Origin of the sequence: Xanthobacter aminoxidans (assembly GCF_023571765.1) — a bacterium.
Classification (GTDB): Bacteria; Pseudomonadota; Alphaproteobacteria; order Rhizobiales; family Xanthobacteraceae; genus Xanthobacter; species Xanthobacter aminoxidans.
On the sequence record NZ_JAMJXC010000003.1, the window covers coordinates 372,084 to 389,369 of the forward strand.

16 protein-coding genes are annotated in these 17,286 nt (G+C 69.7%); 5 read left to right on the plus strand and 11 right to left on the minus strand.

The window, feature by feature from the left end; genetic code table 11:
* Positions 1-71 precede the first annotated feature (71 nt).
* Together EJ105_RS07195 and EJ105_RS07200 are read left to right on the plus strand one after the other, a co-directional pair.
* Positions 72-995 carry an MlaD family protein gene (locus EJ105_RS07195; RefSeq protein ID WP_029558655.1) on the plus strand — a complete coding sequence of 308 codons (924 nt, stop codon included), beginning with the start codon at positions 72-74 and terminating at the stop codon, positions 993-995.
* 7 nt (positions 996-1,002) lie between these two features.
* Positions 1,003-1,641, plus strand: coding sequence for an ABC-type transport auxiliary lipoprotein family protein (locus EJ105_RS07200; RefSeq protein WP_250165771.1), 639 nt, complete (start codon positions 1,003-1,005; stop codon positions 1,639-1,641).
* A 45-nt stretch (positions 1,642-1,686) separates the two neighbouring features.
* On the opposite strand, the gene EJ105_RS07205 is transcribed toward EJ105_RS07200, so the two are convergent.
* Positions 1,687-3,153 carry a YcjX family GTP-binding protein gene (locus tag EJ105_RS07205; protein ID WP_250165772.1) on the minus strand — a complete coding sequence of 489 codons (1,467 nt, stop codon included), beginning with the start codon at positions 3,151-3,153 and terminating at the stop codon, positions 1,687-1,689.
* Between the two features lie 2 nt (positions 3,154-3,155).
* On the minus strand, positions 3,156-3,677 hold the full coding sequence (locus EJ105_RS07210; RefSeq protein ID WP_024278884.1) for a SixA phosphatase family protein: 522 nt from the start codon (positions 3,675-3,677) through the stop codon (positions 3,156-3,158).
* 190 nt (positions 3,678-3,867) lie between these two features.
* Here EJ105_RS07210 and EJ105_RS07215 point away from each other — a divergent pair, with 190 nt between their 5' ends.
* The gene (locus EJ105_RS07215; RefSeq protein ID WP_250165773.1) at positions 3,868-5,388 is read left to right on the plus strand and encodes an FAD-dependent oxidoreductase; all 1,521 of its coding nucleotides are present in this window, start codon (positions 3,868-3,870) and stop codon (positions 5,386-5,388) included.
* Here EJ105_RS07215 and EJ105_RS07220 read toward each other — a convergent pair.
* From EJ105_RS07220 to EJ105_RS07230, 3 genes are all read right to left on the minus strand, one after another.
* Complete coding sequence (locus EJ105_RS07220) at positions 5,376-5,900, minus strand: hypothetical protein (RefSeq protein WP_250165774.1); 525 nt, start codon at positions 5,898-5,900, stop codon at positions 5,376-5,378. The two genes, EJ105_RS07215 and EJ105_RS07220, sit on opposite strands and share 13 nt — an antisense overlap.
* An 84-nt stretch (positions 5,901-5,984) precedes the next feature.
* Positions 5,985-6,977 carry a P1 family peptidase gene (locus EJ105_RS07225; RefSeq protein WP_250165775.1) on the minus strand — a complete coding sequence of 331 codons (993 nt, stop codon included), beginning with the start codon at positions 6,975-6,977 and terminating at the stop codon, positions 5,985-5,987.
* Positions 6,978-7,108: 131 nt separating this feature from the next.
* Complete coding sequence (locus tag EJ105_RS07230) at positions 7,109-11,464, minus strand: apolipoprotein A-IV repeat region-like domain-containing protein (RefSeq protein WP_250165776.1); 4,356 nt, start codon at positions 11,462-11,464, stop codon at positions 7,109-7,111.
* A 383-nt stretch (positions 11,465-11,847) separates the two neighbouring features.
* Between EJ105_RS07230 and EJ105_RS07235 the strand changes: the two genes are divergently transcribed.
* Positions 11,848-12,168: a 2Fe-2S iron-sulfur cluster-binding protein gene (locus EJ105_RS07235; protein ID WP_024278889.1), complete on the plus strand. Its 321-nt coding sequence runs from the start codon at positions 11,848-11,850 to the stop codon at positions 12,166-12,168.
* Positions 12,169-12,199: 31 nt separating this feature from the next.
* On the opposite strand, the gene EJ105_RS07240 is transcribed toward EJ105_RS07235, so the two are convergent.
* On the minus strand, positions 12,200-12,748 hold the full coding sequence (locus tag EJ105_RS07240; protein WP_024278890.1) for an SH3 domain-containing protein: 549 nt from the start codon (positions 12,746-12,748) through the stop codon (positions 12,200-12,202).
* A 156-nt stretch (positions 12,749-12,904) separates the two neighbouring features.
* Between EJ105_RS07240 and EJ105_RS07245 the strand changes: the two genes are divergently transcribed.
* Complete coding sequence (locus EJ105_RS07245; protein ID WP_024278891.1) at positions 12,905-13,906, plus strand: 2-hydroxyacid dehydrogenase; 1,002 nt, start codon at positions 12,905-12,907, stop codon at positions 13,904-13,906.
* 12 nt (positions 13,907-13,918) lie between these two features.
* On the opposite strand, the gene EJ105_RS07250 is transcribed toward EJ105_RS07245, so the two are convergent.
* From EJ105_RS07250 to EJ105_RS07270, 5 genes are read right to left on the minus strand one after another with little or no spacing between them, the layout of a single operon-like run.
* Positions 13,919-14,866 carry a glycosyltransferase domain-containing protein gene (locus EJ105_RS07250; RefSeq protein ID WP_250165777.1) on the minus strand — a complete coding sequence of 316 codons (948 nt, stop codon included), beginning with the start codon at positions 14,864-14,866 and terminating at the stop codon, positions 13,919-13,921.
* Positions 14,867-14,869: 3 nt separating this feature from the next.
* On the minus strand, positions 14,870-15,688 hold the full coding sequence (locus EJ105_RS07255) for a HesA/MoeB/ThiF family protein (protein WP_250165778.1): 819 nt from the start codon (positions 15,686-15,688) through the stop codon (positions 14,870-14,872).
* A 33-nt stretch (positions 15,689-15,721) separates the two neighbouring features.
* Entirely contained in the window at positions 15,722-16,318 is a 597-nt protein-coding gene (locus tag EJ105_RS07260) for a DsbE family thiol:disulfide interchange protein (RefSeq protein ID WP_250165779.1), read from the minus strand.
* The gene (gene ccmD, locus EJ105_RS07265) at positions 16,315-16,485 is read right to left on the minus strand and encodes a heme exporter protein CcmD (RefSeq protein ID WP_024278895.1); all 171 of its coding nucleotides are present in this window, start codon (positions 16,483-16,485) and stop codon (positions 16,315-16,317) included. Before ccmD ends, EJ105_RS07260 begins: the two co-directional genes overlap by 4 nt.
* Positions 16,486-16,495: 10 nt before the next feature.
* The gene (locus EJ105_RS07270; RefSeq protein WP_250165780.1) at positions 16,496-17,227 is read right to left on the minus strand and encodes a heme ABC transporter permease; all 732 of its coding nucleotides are present in this window, start codon (positions 17,225-17,227) and stop codon (positions 16,496-16,498) included.
* Positions 17,228-17,286: the final 59 nt, after the last annotated feature.

Genomic DNA, 17,286 nt, shown 5'->3' on the forward strand with positions numbered 1-17,286 from the left:
GCCTTTGGGTGCGCCAGGACAAGGAGCGGGCCGGTAAAGCGGGGCAGGCTGCAACGGAACCGGGATGAGGCATGGAAACACGGGCCAACTACACCATCATCGGAGCCTTCACGCTCGCCGTCATCGCGGCCGCGTTTGGCTTCGTGTACTGGTTCGCCGGACCGCACGATTCCACGGCCCGCAAGGTCTATGAGATCGTCTTCGACGGCTCGGTCGCCGGCCTGCGCCAGGGCAACTCGGTGCTGTTCAACGGCATTCCGGTCGGCCAGGTGACGAGCCTCGGCCTCGTGCCGGGGCAGCCGGGGCAGGTTCTGGTCCAGATCGGCATCGACAACAAGGTGCCGGTGCTCTCCGACGCCCGCGCGGGCCTGGAATCCCAGGGGCTCACCGGCATCATCGCGGTGTCGATCCGCGGCGGAAAACCGGGCGCTCCCCCGCTGCCGCCGGGCCCGAACGGTTATCCCCGCATCGCATCCGATGGCGGGGCCGGCATGTCGGGCCTGATCAATACCGCGCAGGGAGCCGCGAAGAAGATCGAGGTTCTTCTCGACGCGATCAATCCTGACGAGATCAAGAACATCATCCACAACATCGACACCTTCGCCCAGGCGGTCGCCTCCAAGTCGGACGATGTGACGAGCGTGATCGAGCAGTCGAACGCGCTGGTGAAGCAGCTTAACGGTGTGGCGGAGCGAGTGGACAAGGTGGTTTCCAGTCTCCAGGCTGCCACTGAGGACAAGAACGGCCTGCTCAACCAGGCCACCGAGGCTGCCACGTCCGTGCGCAAGCTGGCGGACAATCTCGATCAGCGGACGGCGCTCCTCACCACCGAGATCAGCCGCTTCACCGGGCCCGGCCTGAAGCAGTTCGAGGCGCTGGCCACCGACGGACGCCGCACCCTTGGCGAGATCGACCGCGTGCTCAAGGGCATCGAGCGCAACCCTCAGCAATTCATCCTGGGCGGCGGCAACTCCATTCCGAAATACGGGCGATGAGCCGATCATGAGCGACGTTCCCGTCTCCCGTACCGCTGTGCTGACCCGGGCCGCTTCTCTGGGGCGTCGCCTGCCTGCCGCGTCCCTGTTCGTCGGTGCCGCGCTCTCTCTCGCCGCCTGTGGTTCGACCCCGACTCCCACCTACAACCTCTCGGCGCCCGGCGGCTTCACGGCCGGCGGCAGCGGCAACGGGCAGCTCGTGGTGGTGGCGCCGACGGCGCTTGCCGTGCTCAACACCGACAAGATCATGGTGGAGCCCGGAGCGGGGCAGGTCGCCTATCTCGCCGATGCCCAGTGGAGCGACAATCTCCCTGCGCTGCTGCACGCCCGCACCATCCAGGCGTTCGAGAATGCCAGCAAGCTGCGCCGCGTCGCCCGTCCCGGCGACGGCGTGAATGCCGACTACACGCTGGTGACGGACATCCGCACCTTCGCGCTGCGCATTACCGATCAGGGGCCGGTGGCCGTGGTGGAGATTTCGGCCAAGCTCATCGGAACGCAGAGCGGGCGCATCTTGGCGGCGCAGGTGTTCCGCGCCGCCGTGCCGGCCGCTTCGTCCGCCGGTCCCGCCGCCACCGCCGCCCTTGATCAGGCGCAGGAGCAGGTGCTGGTGCAGATGGTGCGCTGGGCTTCGACCAAGTTCTGAACGGAAGGCGTGTCTGAACCGAAGGCGTCTGAACCGGCCGCTGGTTCAGACGAGCCGGTCGGCCAGCAGGAACTGAAGCGCCCGATCGAGCCGGATGTGCGGGATGGGGGCGTCGCCGATGCCCGCAGGCGGGCGGAAGCGCAGGAAGCGGAAATCCACGTCGTCCTGCCCGTCGCCTGCCATGGATGAGGCGAGGCCCCGGAAACCTGCACCGGACGGATCGAACAGGGCATCCGGGTCCGCCGGCAGCTCGCCCGGAAACACCGCCACCTCCTCCTCGCCATCGAACACGTGGCCGCCGGCGTCCTGACCCGCCTCGGGCGTGCCGACGATGGCATCCAGCTCGTGACCACCGCGCCGCACACGGGCCTCGCGGGTGGCGCGGATGGCGGCGAGCGCCACCACATCGAGAGTAGCGCCACGGTCCTGCGCCCGCTCGCGCGCACGCTCCACGAGGCGGCCCAGAACCGCTTCCAGCCGGTCATGGCTCGCCCGATGCAGGTGGTCCGCCTTGGTGGCGGCGAACAGCACCTTTTCGATGCGGGGGCGGAAAAGGGTGCTCACCAGACTGTTCCGCCCGGTGCGGAAGGCGGCGAGGATGCCGTCCAGCGCCCGCTCCAGGTCGGCGAGGGCGGCGGGCCCGGCATTCAGCGCCGAGAGCGTATCCACCAGCACGATCTGCCGGTCGAGCCGGGCGAAGTGATTGCGGAAGAACGGCCGCACCACGGCGTGCTTGTAGGCCTCGAAACGCCGCTCCATCATCCCGCCCAGCGTATCGGCGCGAGAGGGCGCGTCCTCCACCTCCAGCGGGGCGAAGGTGAGGGCCGGCGATCCCTCGAGGTCGCCGGGCATGAGGAAACGGCCGGGCGGCAGCAGGCTCATGGCCAGCCGCTCGCTGCGACAGGCGGCGAGATATGTGGTGAACCGCGCCGCCACCTCCCGCGCCCGCGCCTCGTCGGCTGGCCCGCTTGCGGGGGCGTCGGCCACCGCTGCGAGGAAGGGCGCGGCCACCTCCGCCCGGGCCTGCGCCCGCGCGAGGGCGAGGCTCTGCCGGGCAAAGTCGGCGTAGGACATGTTCAACAGCGGCAGATCCAGCAGCCACTCGCCGGGATAGTCCACGATGTCGAGGGTCAGCGTCTTAAGGCTGCCGCGCCGGGTGGCATAGCGGATGGCGAGGCGAAGCTCGCTGACGCGGGTGGTGGAGGACGGCCAGCGCCGCTCCGCCCCCAGCATCTCCAGATGGCCCTCATAGGCAAAGCGCGGCACCGCGTCGTCCGGCTGGGGCTGAAGCTCCGCCCGGGCGATGCGGCCGGACTGGTACGGCTCGAAGACGGGCATCCGCGCGCCCTTGGTGAGGGCGTGGATGAGGGCCGTGGTGAAGATGGTCTTTCCCGCCCGGGACAGGCCGGTCACGCCGAGGCGCAGGGTGGGATGGGCGATGCCCTCCACCCGATCCGCCAGGGCCTGAAGCGCGATGCGCGCATCGTCCACGGCGTCCGTGAAGAACGCCATCGTCAGTCGTTTCCGCCGAGATCGCGGGGGGTGACGAAACGGTCGAGGCGGCCGATGCCGGGCGCGGTCGCGCTCCACTCGTCCACGGGAAGGTCGATGACGGCGAGGCCGCCGGTCGGGAATTTCTCTGCCATGCTGGCAAGATGGGGCGCCGGACCCGAAGCCACAAGCAGCTCGGCCAGGTCTTCGAGGCCGGGATTGTGGCCCACCAGCATCACGCTGTGGGCGTCCTTGGGCTGTTCGCGCAGCACAGTCATGAGGCGGGCGGCGGACGCGTCGTAGACGCGGGGCTCGCTCGCCACCACTTTCGGCGGCGGCAGGCGGGCGGCCACAAGATCCCACGTCTCGCGCGTCCGACGGGCGGGCGACACCAGGATGCGATCGGCCAGCAGGTGTTCCTGCGCGATATAGGCACCGATGCGGGGCGCCGCGTTCCGGCCACGGGCTGCAAGGGGCCGTTCCGGGTCGGCGATGCCGTCCGGCCAGTCCGACTTCGCGTGGCGCAGCAAAATGAGACGGCGCATGGTTACTAACCGATCAACGAATTGCGGCTCCTTATGACGCACGCGGGCTGTGCAGCGCAATGACCGCTGCCGCGCCGCAGCGTCACGCCCCCCCGGCGCAATAGCCGGCCAAACGCCATTAGAGCGCCGCAAATAAACGCTTTCTCAAGCTGGCGGCGTCAGCATTGCCCATCTCTTATTGGACCAATTCATGAGCCAGACGTCTGCGCCCAGGCCCCCCGCGCACGATGCGATGGTGCCCGAGCGCTCCGCCGCGGGCCCCAAGCGGATCATCGACTGCGACGTCTGCGTGGTCGGCGGCGATGTCGCCGGCCTCGTTCTGGCGGCGAATCTCGCCCGGCGCGGGCGCGACGTGGTGTTGCTGGCCATGGCCGGCCCTTCGGCGGCCGTGCCCTCCTGGCCGCTCGACAGCGTCGTGGCGCCCGGCTTTCCGCTCTCGACCCTCGAGCTTTCCAGCCGGGTCGGCCGCGACGATGCTCAGGAACTGCTCATTCTCTCCGCCCAGGCGGCGGAGGCGGGGCTGGCCCTCGCCGAGCGTCTCGGCGTCGAAATCGGCCCGCGCGGGCGGCTCACCGTGGCGCGCGCCCATGCGGCGGAAGACCTTTATCGCGAGCACGAGCTGCGCCAGGAACTGGCGCCCGATACCACCGTCTTCGTCGGCGCGGACGATCTGGCGGCGCTGCTCGGCACGGAAACCTTTGCCGCCGGCCTTGGTGTCGTGCCGGCCGAACGCGTGCGCACCGCTTCCCTCGTCGCGGCGCTGGAAGACACGGCCCGGGCGGCCGGCGTGCGTTTCGTCAATGTGGAGGGCGCGCTTTCGGTCGATCTGAAGGGCGTCCGCAAGTATCTCGATATGGCGAACCAGCGGGTCCGCGCCTTTCAGGTCGCCGTGTGCGGACCGGCGGCGTTTGCCCGCCTCGGCTCGGGCGTCGCCCGGTTGCCACGGGCGCCGTGGGTTTCGGGCGGCTTCCGGCTGCCGGGCAGCAACGTGCCTTATGCCGGCGTCGTCGAGGAGTTTGGCCTCACCGGGCTCGCATATCATCTGGACGGCGACCGGCTGGCGCTCGCCGCCCAGTCGGCCCTGCCGGTGATGACGCGCGTCGGTGCGGCGCGCGTGCTCCGCCGACACGCGGCCGAGGTCTATCCGGTCGGCAGCGGGCTGGTGGAAGGTGCGCGGGCGCGAAGCCTGCCCGATCCTGGCGGGATGCCGATGCTGTATGAGGGCGAGCGCGGCGTCTGGTACGCGCTTGCGCCCGGTGCCGGGTCGCTGGGGCTCGATTTCCTCGCTGCGCGCATGATCGTGGGCGCGATCGCCGAGCGGGATGACAGGATCGCCTTGCTCCAGCCCTTCGCCACGGGTGGCCTTTCGGGATGGACCGGACGGGTGGCGCGTTTTGCGGCCTTCTGGCACGTGCGCCTCGCCGCGCGCCTGCATATGGAGAAGGGCGCGCCAGCCCTCGCGCCGGCGCAGGAGCCGGACCTTCCCGCCCCCCTTCCGGCACCGTCGACGGCCGGTGCGCTGGCCCGGCGGAGCGTCGCTTCGGCGGCGTCGGCCTCCCGCCATGCGGCGCGGGCCGCGCTCCATGCCGCCTCGGGCTGGGCATCTGGCCTTGCCACCCGCGCTGCGTCCGAAAACGGCCGCCGGCGCAGGCGGCTGCCGGTGGAGCCGCACGGCGAGCTGGAAGACGAGGCGCCGCCTCAGCGGCGGTAGAAGCTCTGCGGTCGCGTGCCTTCCCTGAAATAGCCGAAGAAGGCTGCGACGCCCGCCGCCTGCGCGAGGAGCCCTGGCATCAGCGCCGCGAACGCGCCGAGATCGGCGCCGTCCGGAGCAATGGCGTCGCGAATGGCGAACTGGCTGTAGCCTGTCGTCGCCAGCCAGAGCACCAGCACCCACGGCAGCACGAGAAGCGCGATGCGCGCGCGGGCCACGGTGAGCACCACCATGGCCACTGCCCAGCAGAACAAGACCACCTGCGGCATCAGCCCCAGCCGCAGCACCTGCTGCGCCACGCCCGCACCCGCGAAGGAATCGAACAAGGCGGAGCGCGCGCCGGTGAGGCCCAGTGCAGAGATCAGCGTGAACAGCCCGGCCAGCGGCAATGCGGCGATGCCGCAGGCGCACCAGAACAGGAAGGCCAGTGCCCCGCCGAGGCGCGGCGCGCCTTCGGGCTTGCCGGGGGTGGGGCTGCGGAGGGGGACTTGGGGCGTGGAGGGTGCGGTCATGGGGATCCTCGGATCCCCGGGCTTATAGCCGATCCCGCGCGCCGTGCATCCGGCTAACGCCGGCCCGACGTCGGACGAACGGCGTCAGCGTCCGAAATGATCGTGCCAGCTCTTCTGGCAGTCCGGGAAGGGCAGGCGGCGCGCCTCATAGACCGCGCGTGACACCGCGCGCGCCAGCACGATGGAGGCGAGGGCGCCGAGCCGGGCGAGGTCCGGCAGCGGCGCCGCCAGATGCTTGCGGCCGGTCGCCATGGCGAACACCACGTCGCCGTCGAGCGGCGTGTGGACGGGAAAGAGCGAGAGTGCGAGGCCGTTCTGCGCCATGATGGCAAGCCGGCGCGCCTGCACCGTGGTCAAGATTGCATCGGTCGCAACGACGGCGATGGTGGTGGCGAAACGCGAGACGCCGCCCTTGAGCCGGGGATCGCTCGCCTCATCCGGAACATGCGTCGGCGCGCCGAGCCCGCCGAACTCGCCGCCCCGCTCATAGTGGCCAGCCCGGAAATGCGGGCCGTCGCCGAACAGCGGGCTTCCGGCGGCGTTGACCGCGACGATGGCGCCGACCACATGGCCGGTCGCGGTCATGGCCGAGGCCGAACCGAGCCCGCCCTTCACGGTCGCCGTGGTACAGCCCGTGCCGGCCCCCACCGAGCCGAGGTGGAAATCCACGTCTGCCGCGTCCAGCGCATCGCGGCCGAGCTGCAGATAGGGCGGATGGCCCTCCCAGCCCTTGTCCCCGCCATTGAGCAGGTCGAACAGGATGGCGCCGGGCACGATGGGCACGCGCGCGGTGCCCACCGCAAAGCCCCGCCCCCGCGCCGCGAGCCCCGCCATGACGCCGGAGGCCGCATCAAGTCCGAAGGCCGAGCCGCCGGAAAGGGTGATGGCATCGACGCGCTCCACCGTCGCTGCCGGGTCGAGCAGATCAGTCTCCCGCGTGCCCGGCCCCCCGCCGCGCACGTCCACCGCCGCCACCGCCGGTTCCTCCGCGAGGATGACGGTGGCGCCCGTGCCGATGTGCGGTTCGGTGGCGTTACCGACCAGCAGGCCGGGCACGTCGGTGATGAGGTTGCGCATCTCGCTCTTCCCTGCCGGCATCCCCGGCCCTGCAAGCAAGCCCCGAAAATGGAAAGACCGCGCCGGGGGCTTTGGCCCGGCGCGGTCCTTGTTGCGTCCAGCCTCGTCGACGAGACCCGATCCGTCCTGCCTCAGTCGAGGCGCCCGGAGGCGTGGGCGAGCATGGTGTAGACCTTGCCCGTGTCGGAGGTGAGGTAGGTGCGCGCCAGCGTGCTGCCGCGATCGTCGCCCGACACCTGATCGATGAGCCGCTCGAATTCGGCGACGTAGCGATCGACGGTCTCGCGGAAGCCGGCATCGGCGCGGTAGCGGCGCTTCAGGGCGTCGAAGGTCTGCTGGCCCTGCAGGGTGTAGAGCCGGCGGGAGAAGACATGGCTCTCGCCGTTATTGTGGCGGTCCCACATCTCCACGGCCGCCTGATGATCCACCATCCGGGCGATGTCGGCGGAGAGGTCGTCGAGGCTCTCCGGGGCCGCCACGGGGGCGGGGGCCGCCGGGCGGGAGCGCGGAGTGTCTTCATTGAGCTCGCCGGAGGCGCGGGCGAGAAGCTCGGTCAGCCAGCTGTCGCGCTCCTCGCCGTTGGTCTCGGTGCGGGCGGCAGGCCGGGTAGCGGGACGCTCGGCTGGTTCAGCGCGGCGGTTGGCCGGGGCACGGCGCAGCTCCGACTGGAGCAGGCTTGCGCCTTCGCTGCGGGCCGGCTCGGAACGGCCGGTCTCGCTGCGGCTGATGTCCGCGCGGGTCAACTCCTGCCGGCCAGTATCCTGGCGGCTCGTCTCGGCGCGGGCCGGCTCGGAGCGCTGGAGGTCCGAGCGGGGGCTTTCGGCGCGGGGGTCGCGCTCGGGGCGGCTGCGCAGGGCGGAGAGGGCCTCACGCGATGCCTCGCGGGAGGCGCGGGCCGTCTCCTGCTGCGCGGCGCGGGCGGACGCTTCCACCACATCGAGGGCCTGACCCTGCCGGGCGACGATCTCGTTGAGCTCGGCCAGGGCCTTGATCTGCTCGGCGACCGCGCGGCGCATGGTGGCGGCGCTCGCCTCGGTCTCGGCGGGCAGTTCGAGGATGCCGCGCTTCATCTCCTCGCGGGCGAGGGTGATGGCCTGCTGCACATCCTCGGCCACCCGCTTGAGATCGGTGGCGACGGCGGTGAAGCGGTTGCCCGTCTCGCCGAAGAGGGTGTGCACGTCGTTGAGCGCCACCTCGTAGGTCTCGCGCAGGGCTGCGGCGGAACGCTCGCGCTCGGCGTCGGCAGCCGTGCGGACCAGCGCGAGCTGCTGCGCGACCGCCTCCGTGGAGCCGGATGTGGCCGCCGCGATGACGCTGGCGATCTCGCTGGCCTGCTTCTGGGAGGCCGAATAGGTCTCGTCGAGCATGGTGTGGAAAGCGGCAAGGCGGCTCTCCACGTCACCGACCCGCTGGGCGAGGGAGCGGGCGAGCTGCTCCATCGCTTCGCGACGCGCAGCGAGGGTGCTGTCCACCTGGTCGTGGGTGGAGGCGAGCGTCTGGGTCGCCTCGTCCATGAGACGGCGGTTCTGTTCGAGCCGCTCGGACAGGGAGGACATCTGGGCCAGCGCAGTGGTCGAGACTTCCTTGAGCGAGCCGATCTGGGACTGGAAGCGCTCGGCAGTGGCGTCGGCGCTCAGGGCGATGCCCGAGACGGCGCCGCCGAAGCTCTCCACCTGGCGGGCGAAGGTGCCCGCGAATGCGTCGAGGTGGGACACCGCCTGGGTGAGGGCACCCTGGAAGGTGGAGTTGGCGTCGTCGAGGCGCTCGATGATGACGCCCACGTCCGTGCGCAGGGCGCTGTTGGTGGCGGTGATCTCCGACACGGCGCGCTGGCTGGTGCGCTCCAGCGCGGACAGGAAGGTGCCGTTCTTGTCGTCGATGAGATGGGCGATCTCGGTCAGGCGGGTGCCGAGGCTGTCCGCCACCTTCTCCGAATGCTCGGTGAGGGTGCGGCTGACGTTGCTCGACAGCGTGGTGAGCGAGCGCTCCACTTCGCTCGCCTCGGCACGCAGCGAGCCGGAGACGGTCTCGATGCGGCCGACAAGGGCGTCGGCGATGGCGGTGCCCCGCACTTCCAGCGACGTGGCGACGCCATCGAGGCGGCCGAGCACCAGCTCCTCGATGCGATGGACGCGGCCGTCGAGCACGGAGGCGATCTCCTGCGCCCGCACGCCGATGTTGCGGTTCACCGCATCGGCACGGTCGGTGAGCACCTCGCCCAGCGCCTTGGAGCGGGTGGCGAAGAAGTTCTCCAGCGTCTCCACCGACTTGTCGAGGGACTCGGTGGCGTTCTTCGTGCCTTCGGCGATGGTGCGCGCAAAGTTGACCGTGCGGGTCGCGAGCGTCTCGGTCAGGCTCTGGGCACGCTGGTCCAGCGTCTGCTCGATGCGCGAGAAGCGCTGGTCCATGATGGTCGCCACCGTGTCTGTGGTGGCGGACAGGCGCTCGTCCAGCGTGGAGGTGGCGAGGCGCAGGTTCTCGTTCACCAGCGCCACCCGGTGGGTGATCTGGTCCACCAGTTCGGGGGCGTGCACCTTCACCGTGGTGTCGAAGTTCTTCACACCGTCCTGCATGGCACGGGCAAGGTGGGCGGCATCAAGCTGCATGCGGTCGGCGAGCTCGGCGCCGCGCACGGTGATGGTCTCCTCCATGGCCTTGAGGCGGGCGGTGAGCATCTCCTTGATGGCGTCGCTCTTGGTGCCGATGGTCGCCACCAAGATGTCGGCGGTCTCGCGGAACTGTTCCGTCACCTTGGAGCCGCGGGCGCCGATGGCCTGCGTGACCTCGGTGGCGACACGCGACAGGCGCTCGGTCATGTCCTCGCCGGCACCGTTCAGGGACGCGGTGACCTCGTTGCCCTTGTCCACGAGCGCCGTGACCACCTGGTTGCTGGAGCGGTCGAGCGAGGAGGTGATGCGCTCGCCGGTCTCGGACAGGCGCTGCTGGAGATCCTCGCCGCGCACCGCGACGGCCTCGTAGATGCGGTTGCCGGTGGCTTCGATGCGGTCGGCGAGATCGGTGCCGCGCACGGCCAGCGTCTCGGCGACACGCTCGCCGGTCTCCTCGAGCTTGCGGACGAGTTCGCCGCCGCGGGTGGAGAATTCCACCACCGCGCTCTCGCTGGTGGCGCGGAAGGCGGAGTTCACCTCGGCCACGCGCACGTCGATGTCGTCGGCGAAGCGGCCGACGTTTTCGGCCAGCGTGTCCGTGATGCCCTGCTTGAGGCGGTCGATGTTGTTGTTCACCTCGTCGCCCCAGCGCTCGACCAGCTGCGACACGTCGGTGGTGGTGGCGAGCAGGTTGGAGGCGAGGTCGTCGGTGCGCGACCGCAGGGTCTCCACCAGCAGGTCGCCGGATTCGGACAGATCCTGCCGGATGTCGGAGCCGGTGAGCTGGAGGCGATCGATCAGCTCGCCGCCCTTGGCGGTGAGGCTGTCGATCATGCTGTCGCCGACGCGTGCGAGGGCGGCGGTGATGTGCTCGCCCTTCTGGCCGAGGATCTCGGTGACCTGCTCGCTCGCTTCCATCATGGTGGTGTGGATGCGCGAGGCGACGTCCTTCACCTCGCTGGAGAGCACGGTCTCTGCGGCGATGATGCCCTCGCGCAGGCGCTCGGTCTCGATCTGGATGTTGTGGCGTTCGGCCTGAAGGTCGTCGATCAGCGTGCGGATGCGCGTCTCGTTCTCCTCATAGGCGCGCTCCAGGGTGGCGACCTCGGCGCGCACCATGGATTCCAGCTCACCGGCACGGGCGACGGCGCGGTCCATGCCGTCGCCCATGGCGGCGACCTCGCGGCGCACCGCCTGACCGACGGTGACAACGCTTTCCGTGGCAATGGATTCCGGCTGGGCGAGGCGCAGGGCGACCTCGGTCATGGAGCGGGCGATGCCCTGCAGTTCCAAGGACCGGCGCACGATGCTGGCCATGCCGAAGAAGGCGAGCGGGGGAATGAGGATGCCGGCGAAGATGCCGAGCAGGGCCGGGGAGTCGCCGAGCGACTGGAGCCCGTTCGAGCTTGCCATCAGGCTATGATGGACGGTGTAGGCGAAGATGATGCCGATGACGATCCACACGAGCGAGGCGCCGGTCGCCCAGTAGAAGGGCACGACCGGCGCCTTCTTCTGCAACTGGCCGAGAAGCTGGCCGATGGGCTGGCGGTCGTCGTTGGCGGCGCGGCGCTCGGCTTCGCTGCGGGGGCGGGGGGCGCCCTCGCGGCGGCCGCCGTCGACGCGAACTTCGCCACCCTCGGGGGGACGCGGCCGGCGGTTGATGGGGCGGCCTTCACGCTGCGGTCCGGGACCGGAGAGAACACGCTCGGGTGCGGGCGGTCGATCCAGCGGGGTTCCGCGATCAGGCGGCAGGGGCGCCTCGCCCCCCTTGGCCGCAGCCGCATTGGCCTCGGCATTGTCGAGCTCGAGCGTCAGAGCCTCCTGGATGGCCGACAGAGCCGCCTCGGTCGGGTCCTGGATCTTCTTCGGGTTCTTCATCTCGCTGTCGCCTCTGCCCGCTTTCGGTGCCCCGGCGTGATGCCGCCCAAGGCTCCGATACCCGTACACGCCCCCGTCATCCGGCCATGCCGGACGAAGATGGTTTACCGTTTCTTATCCTAGACAGGCCGCGGCTCCGTTTGAACCGCCCCGGCCGCATTAATGAAGATATCGTTAATATCGAGCGGCTTGGCTTGGGCTTGGCCATTCGGTTCGCACGGGCGGGAGCCGCGACAATCGGCGCCCACGCTGGTGCGGCGCGAGGCAAGCCGCTATAGCCAGTGGCCGGAAAGCGGCCCCGCCGCGGCCATTAGGCCGGGGTGCGCGAGCCGTCCGATCAAGCCACCGCCGCCTGCGCGGCGGAAGCCGGGAAGCGACAATCTATGGTTGCCATTACCTTTATCGAACACACGGGCGCGGTCCACAAGGTGGATGGACCGGAAGGTGCTACCGCCATGGAGACGGCGGTGCGCAATGGCGTTCCCGGCATCGTCGCGGAATGCGGCGGCGCCTGTGCCTGCGCCACCTGCCACGTCTATGTGGATGAAGCCTGGATGGACAAGGTCGGCCAGCCCTCCGAGATGGAGGAGGGGATGCTCGATTTTGCAACCGACCTTCGCCCGACCTCACGCCTCTCCTGCCAGATCAAGCTGACGGCGGCGCTGGACGGGCTGGTGCTGCACACGCCCGAGACCCAGGGCTGAAATCCGGGAGGCGAGGGGAGCGAGGCTCCCCTCAGTCCACCTTCTCGCCGGGATAGACGCCGAACAGCTGGTTCTGCTGCACATAGCCGTCGAAGCCGTCGCCGGTGATGCGGCAGAACTTGCCGTCGCAGGTCTTCACCACGCCGAGCACGCTCGGCTCGAGCTTGGCCACGACCTTGGCATCGGCATCGGCCGAGCCGCGCAGGGGCACGGTCTCGCCCTTCAGCCAGGGGGCAACGAGGGCGGTCCGCCGCAGCGACAGCATGGAGTGGTACACCCATCCCTCCGCGCCATCGGCATCGCGGATGCGGCGCCACGTCTCATATTCGGCGGTCACCTCCACCGGCAGGCCGGCGCGGTTGAACACCCACGCCACGTCCTGGTCCCGGTTCGGTCCGTTGCGGACGTTCACCTTGTCGGCCTTGAGCGAGACGAAGCGGGGAACCGGTAGGCCGGAGGTGCCGGGCTCGGCGGCGACTGCACCCGCAGCCGTTCCCACCATCATCGCCGCCGCAAGGGCCAGGGCTTTCACCGACCGGCTGTCGAGGCTTCGCTTCAGATGAGTTCGCTTTGCGGGCATGATGGGATCGTCCTTTCGCATCGCACCTAACCGACCGGAGGGGTGCGCCGACGTGGCGGGCACGTCAAGGCCCTGCGTCCCGGCGCGCCTTGTGTTTCCCCGGCTGTCTGATAGACGGGACCAGAACCGTTAAGAAATGGGGAATGGGGAGTAACGATGGTGCGTCGCAAGCCCCTCGTCGTTGTCACGCGCAAGCTGCCCGACTCGGTCGAGACGCGGATGCGCGAGCTTTTCGATGCCAGACTGAACATCGACGACGTGCCCATGGATCAGGCCGCGCTGGTGGAGGCGGTCAAGACCGCGGACGTGCTCGTGCCGACTCTGACCGACCGCATCGATACGTCGGTGCTTTCACAGGCTGGGGAAAACCTGCGGCTGATCGCCTCTTTCTCCAACGGCGTCGACCACATCGACGTTGCCAGCGCGCTCAACCGGGGCATCACCGTCACCAACACGCCCGGCGTCCTCACCGAGGACACCGCGGACATGACCATGGCGCTGATCCTCTCCGTGCCGCGGCGCCTCGCCGAAGGCGCTCAGGCGATGATCGCGGACAAGGAAGAGTGGACCGGCTGGTCGCCCACCTGGATGCTCGGTCGGCGGATCTGGGGCAAGCGCCTCGGCATCATCGGCATGGGCCGCATCGGCCAGGCGGTGGCGCGGCGCGCCAAGGCATTTGGCCTGCAGATTCATTACCATAACCGCCGCCGCCTCAATTCCGGCATCGAGGAAATGCTCGACGCCACCTATTGGGACAGCCTCGACCAGATGCTGGCGCGCATGGACATCGTGTCCGTGAACTGCCCGCACACCCCCGCCACCTACCACCTGCTCTCCGCCCGTCGTCTCAAGCTGTTGAAGCCAGACGCTTATGTGGTGAACACGGCGCGCGGCGAGGTGATCGACGAGAACGCCTTGACCCGCCTGCTGGAAGCCGGCGAGATCGCCGGTGCGGGGCTCGACGTGTTCGAGCACGAGCCGGCGGTGAACCCCAAGCTGGTGCGCCTCGCCCGGCAGGGAAAAGTCGTGCTTCTTCCGCACCTTGGCTCGGCGACCCTCGAGGGCCGCGTGGACATGGGCGAGAAGGTCATCGTCAACATCAAGACCTTCATGGACGGCCACCGTCCGCCGGATCGCGTGCTGCCGGCGATGCTCTGAGGCGGAAACGCCTCAGCTCCGGCTGCGGCCGGAAAGACGGCTCACGAGACGCGCGAGCCTACTGACAGGCCCCGATGTCGGTGACGTTCGGGGGCCATTCGGTGCGGGTATCGGCGGGTTCGGGGCGCATTCAGTCCCGACCTTGGCCGACGCATCGGATTGCGCCTGCTCCAGAGCCGCGATCCGCGCCTCCAGCGCCGCACGGTCGCGCCGCCAGTCGTCGGCCAGCAGAGCGGCTGGTATCTGACTATGGGTTGGCGAGAAGGGGAAGGCGCCGCGGTCGCGCGCCTCCGTCACCGGCCAGCGGTGGAACCATGACCCCAGGTTGTCCACCTCGAATCGCGCCACTTCCAGCCCCGACCGCCCAAGCGCGTAGGTGCCGGAGAGCTGGTCCCGGCGGGAGTAGCGCAGCACCTGCGCGAGCCACAGGCGCATGGCGGCGACGACCGCAGGGTCGTGGTGGCGCCGCAGGAGGATGGCGGACCAGAAGGGCACGGCTTCCAGCCCTGCCGGGTCTGTCATCACGTAATGGTTGAGCTGCTCCAGCACCCGCCCGCCATCGTCGAGGCCCATGCGCAGGACCTCCATGAACTCGTCGCGGACGCTGGCGCGGAAGCTGTGCCCCGGCATGGCCGCAGCCACCCCATCGGTCAGGTAGCGCGCGATCACCTCTTCCGGCGGCGCCGTCAGGATGACGCTGTTGTCGATGTAGAGCGAGACGTCGTAGCCCGGCAGCAGATCGTGCGGGGAGAGCTTGACGATGCGCTGGCTGCGCACCGGGTCGAGCGGGAAGGCCGGGACGTAGGGCACCAGCTGCCACGAGGCGCTGGTGAGGGTCGGATCATCGGTGAAGCAGAGGAAGTCGAGGCCTGAGGCCGCCGCCATGGGCTGCTCGTTCAGCGCTTCGTAGCCGCCGATCAGGCAGGTATAGACGCACGCGCGACCAGAGCCCTCCGCCATGCCTCAGGCCGCCGCGCTGCGCTTGTGCGCGGAGAGGTCGGTGATGCGCGCGCCCTCGCCGGTGAGGGGATTCTCGGGGTCCCAGCCATAGCTCAGCGTCTCGAAGCGCATGGAGCGCGCGTCGATCATCAGCAGGCGCCCCACCAGCGGATCACCGAAGCCGACGATGGCGCGGAGCGCCTCCAGGGCCGCGAGCGATCCGGCGACCCCGGCCAGCGCGCCCAGCACCCCGGCCTCGGCGCAGGCGGGCACGGTGCCGGCCGGCGGCGGCTCGGGGAAGAGGCAGCGATAGGTGGGGTTGGGGGTCCCGTCCGGCCCGCTCTCATGGGCGCGGATGGTGGTGATGGTGGCGTCGAAGGCACCCAAAGCCGCCGTCACCAGCGGCTTCTTCGCCAGCACGCAGGCATCCGAAACCAGATAGCGGGTGGAGAAATTGTCCGACCCATCCACCACCAGATCGGCCTGGGAGATGAGGTCCAGCGCGTTGCCGGCGTCGATCCGCACCGGATGCGTCACCAGCTCCACATGGGGGTTGAGGGCCGCCACCGCGTCGCGGGCGCTGTCGGTCTTCAGCCGGTCGATGTCCTGCGTGCGGTGGATCACCTGCCGCTGGAGATTGGACAGGGAGACGACATCGTCCTCCACCAGGATCAGCCGACCGACCCCGGCCGCCGCCAGATAGAGCAGCACCGGCGCGCCGAGGCCCCCGGCGCCGATCACCAGCACGGTCGCGGCCTTCAGCTTCTGCTGGCCCGGTCCGCCCACGTCGTGCAGCACGATGTGGCGGGCGTAGCGCTCGATCTCTTCGGGAGAGAAGGCCATCTCTAATCCTCGGGCGACGCCTCGGCTGATGCCTCAGCCGCCGGAGAGGCGTGCCATCATCGGCAGGAGCGTATTGCTCACCGCCTCGGGGGTCAGCGGCCCCACGAACTTGTGGACGATGGTGCCGTCCTTCGACACCACGAAGGTCTCCGGCACGCCGTAGACGCCCCATTCTATGGCCGCGCGCCCCTTGGGGTCGACCCCCACCGCCTTGTAGGGCAGGCCGAACTGGCCGAGGAAGCGGCGGGCATTGTCCGGCGCGTCCTTGTAGTTGATGCCGACGAGGCTGAAGCGCGGGTCCTTGCCGAGCTGCATCAGGATGGGATGCTCCTCGCGGCAGGGGCCGCACCAGGAGGCCCACACGTTCACCAGCGCCGGCTTGCCGCCCAGCGCGGCAAGGTCGATGCCGGGCAGGGGCGCGGCGTCCGGCCCCTTCAGGCCTTCCAGCGGCGGCAGGGAGACGACCGGCGCCTTCTTGCCCACCAGCGCGGAGGGAATGCGCGAGGGATCGCCGCCGGTCTCCAGCCGCGAGAAGAACAGGCCGGCCAGCGCCAGGAACACCACCAGCGGCAGCGCCACCAACCACAGGCGGCGGCGCGGGCGGGCGGGGGTGATGACGGGATCGCTCATTCCGCCTCTCCCGATCGATTGGCCCTGCGGCGGCCGACGCCGCGCGCTTCCAGCTCCGACAGGGTGCGCCGCTGGCTGCGATAGTCGAGCACGAGCCAGAGGGCGAGCAGCCCGAGGCCGAGGAGGGAGACGCCGTAGGATGCGGCGATGAAGACGGTATGGGTCATGCGCGGGGGCTCAGGCCATGGCTTCCGCGGCCGCGCGGGCTTCCAGCGCCTGCACGCGGCGGCGGAGGATTTCCGTGCGCATGCCGAGCATGTGCAAAGCGATGAACACCAGGGTGAAGCCGATGGCGCAGATGAGCAGCGGCCACAGCAGACTGGAATCGATGGTCGAGCCGCCCATGCGGAACACCGATGCCGGCTGGTGCAGGGTGTTCCACCAGTCCACGGAGAACTTCACGATGGGCACGTTGATGAAGCCCACCAGCGTGAGCACGGCTGCGGCGCGGCCGGCGCGGTTGGGGTCGTCGATGGCCGCGCGCAGCGCCATCAGGCCGAGATAGAGCAGCAGCAGCACCAGCATGGAGGTCAGCCGGGCATCCCACACCCAATAGGTGCCCCACATGGGCCGGCCCCACAGGGCGCCGGTGATGAGGCACAAAGCGGTGAAGGTGGCCCCCACGGGCCCGGCGGCCTTGTGCGCCACATCGGCCAAAGGGTGCCGCCAGACCAGGATGCCGATGGAGGAGGCGGCCATCATGGAGTAGCCGAACAGGCCCAGCCACGCGAAGGGCACGTGGATGTACATGATCCGCACCGTCTCGCCCTGCTGGTAGTCGGGCGGCGCCTGGAAGGCGAGATAAAAGCCGATTGCGAGCGTCACCACCGCCGCGGCGGCGATCCAGGGCAGGATGCGCGCGGACAGGCTGAGGAAGCGGACCGGATTGGCAAGGTCGAGGATCGCCATGAAGGCGTTCTAGTGTGCGCGGGCGCCGGATGGAAGCGCAGACGGTGTTCAGGATTTCG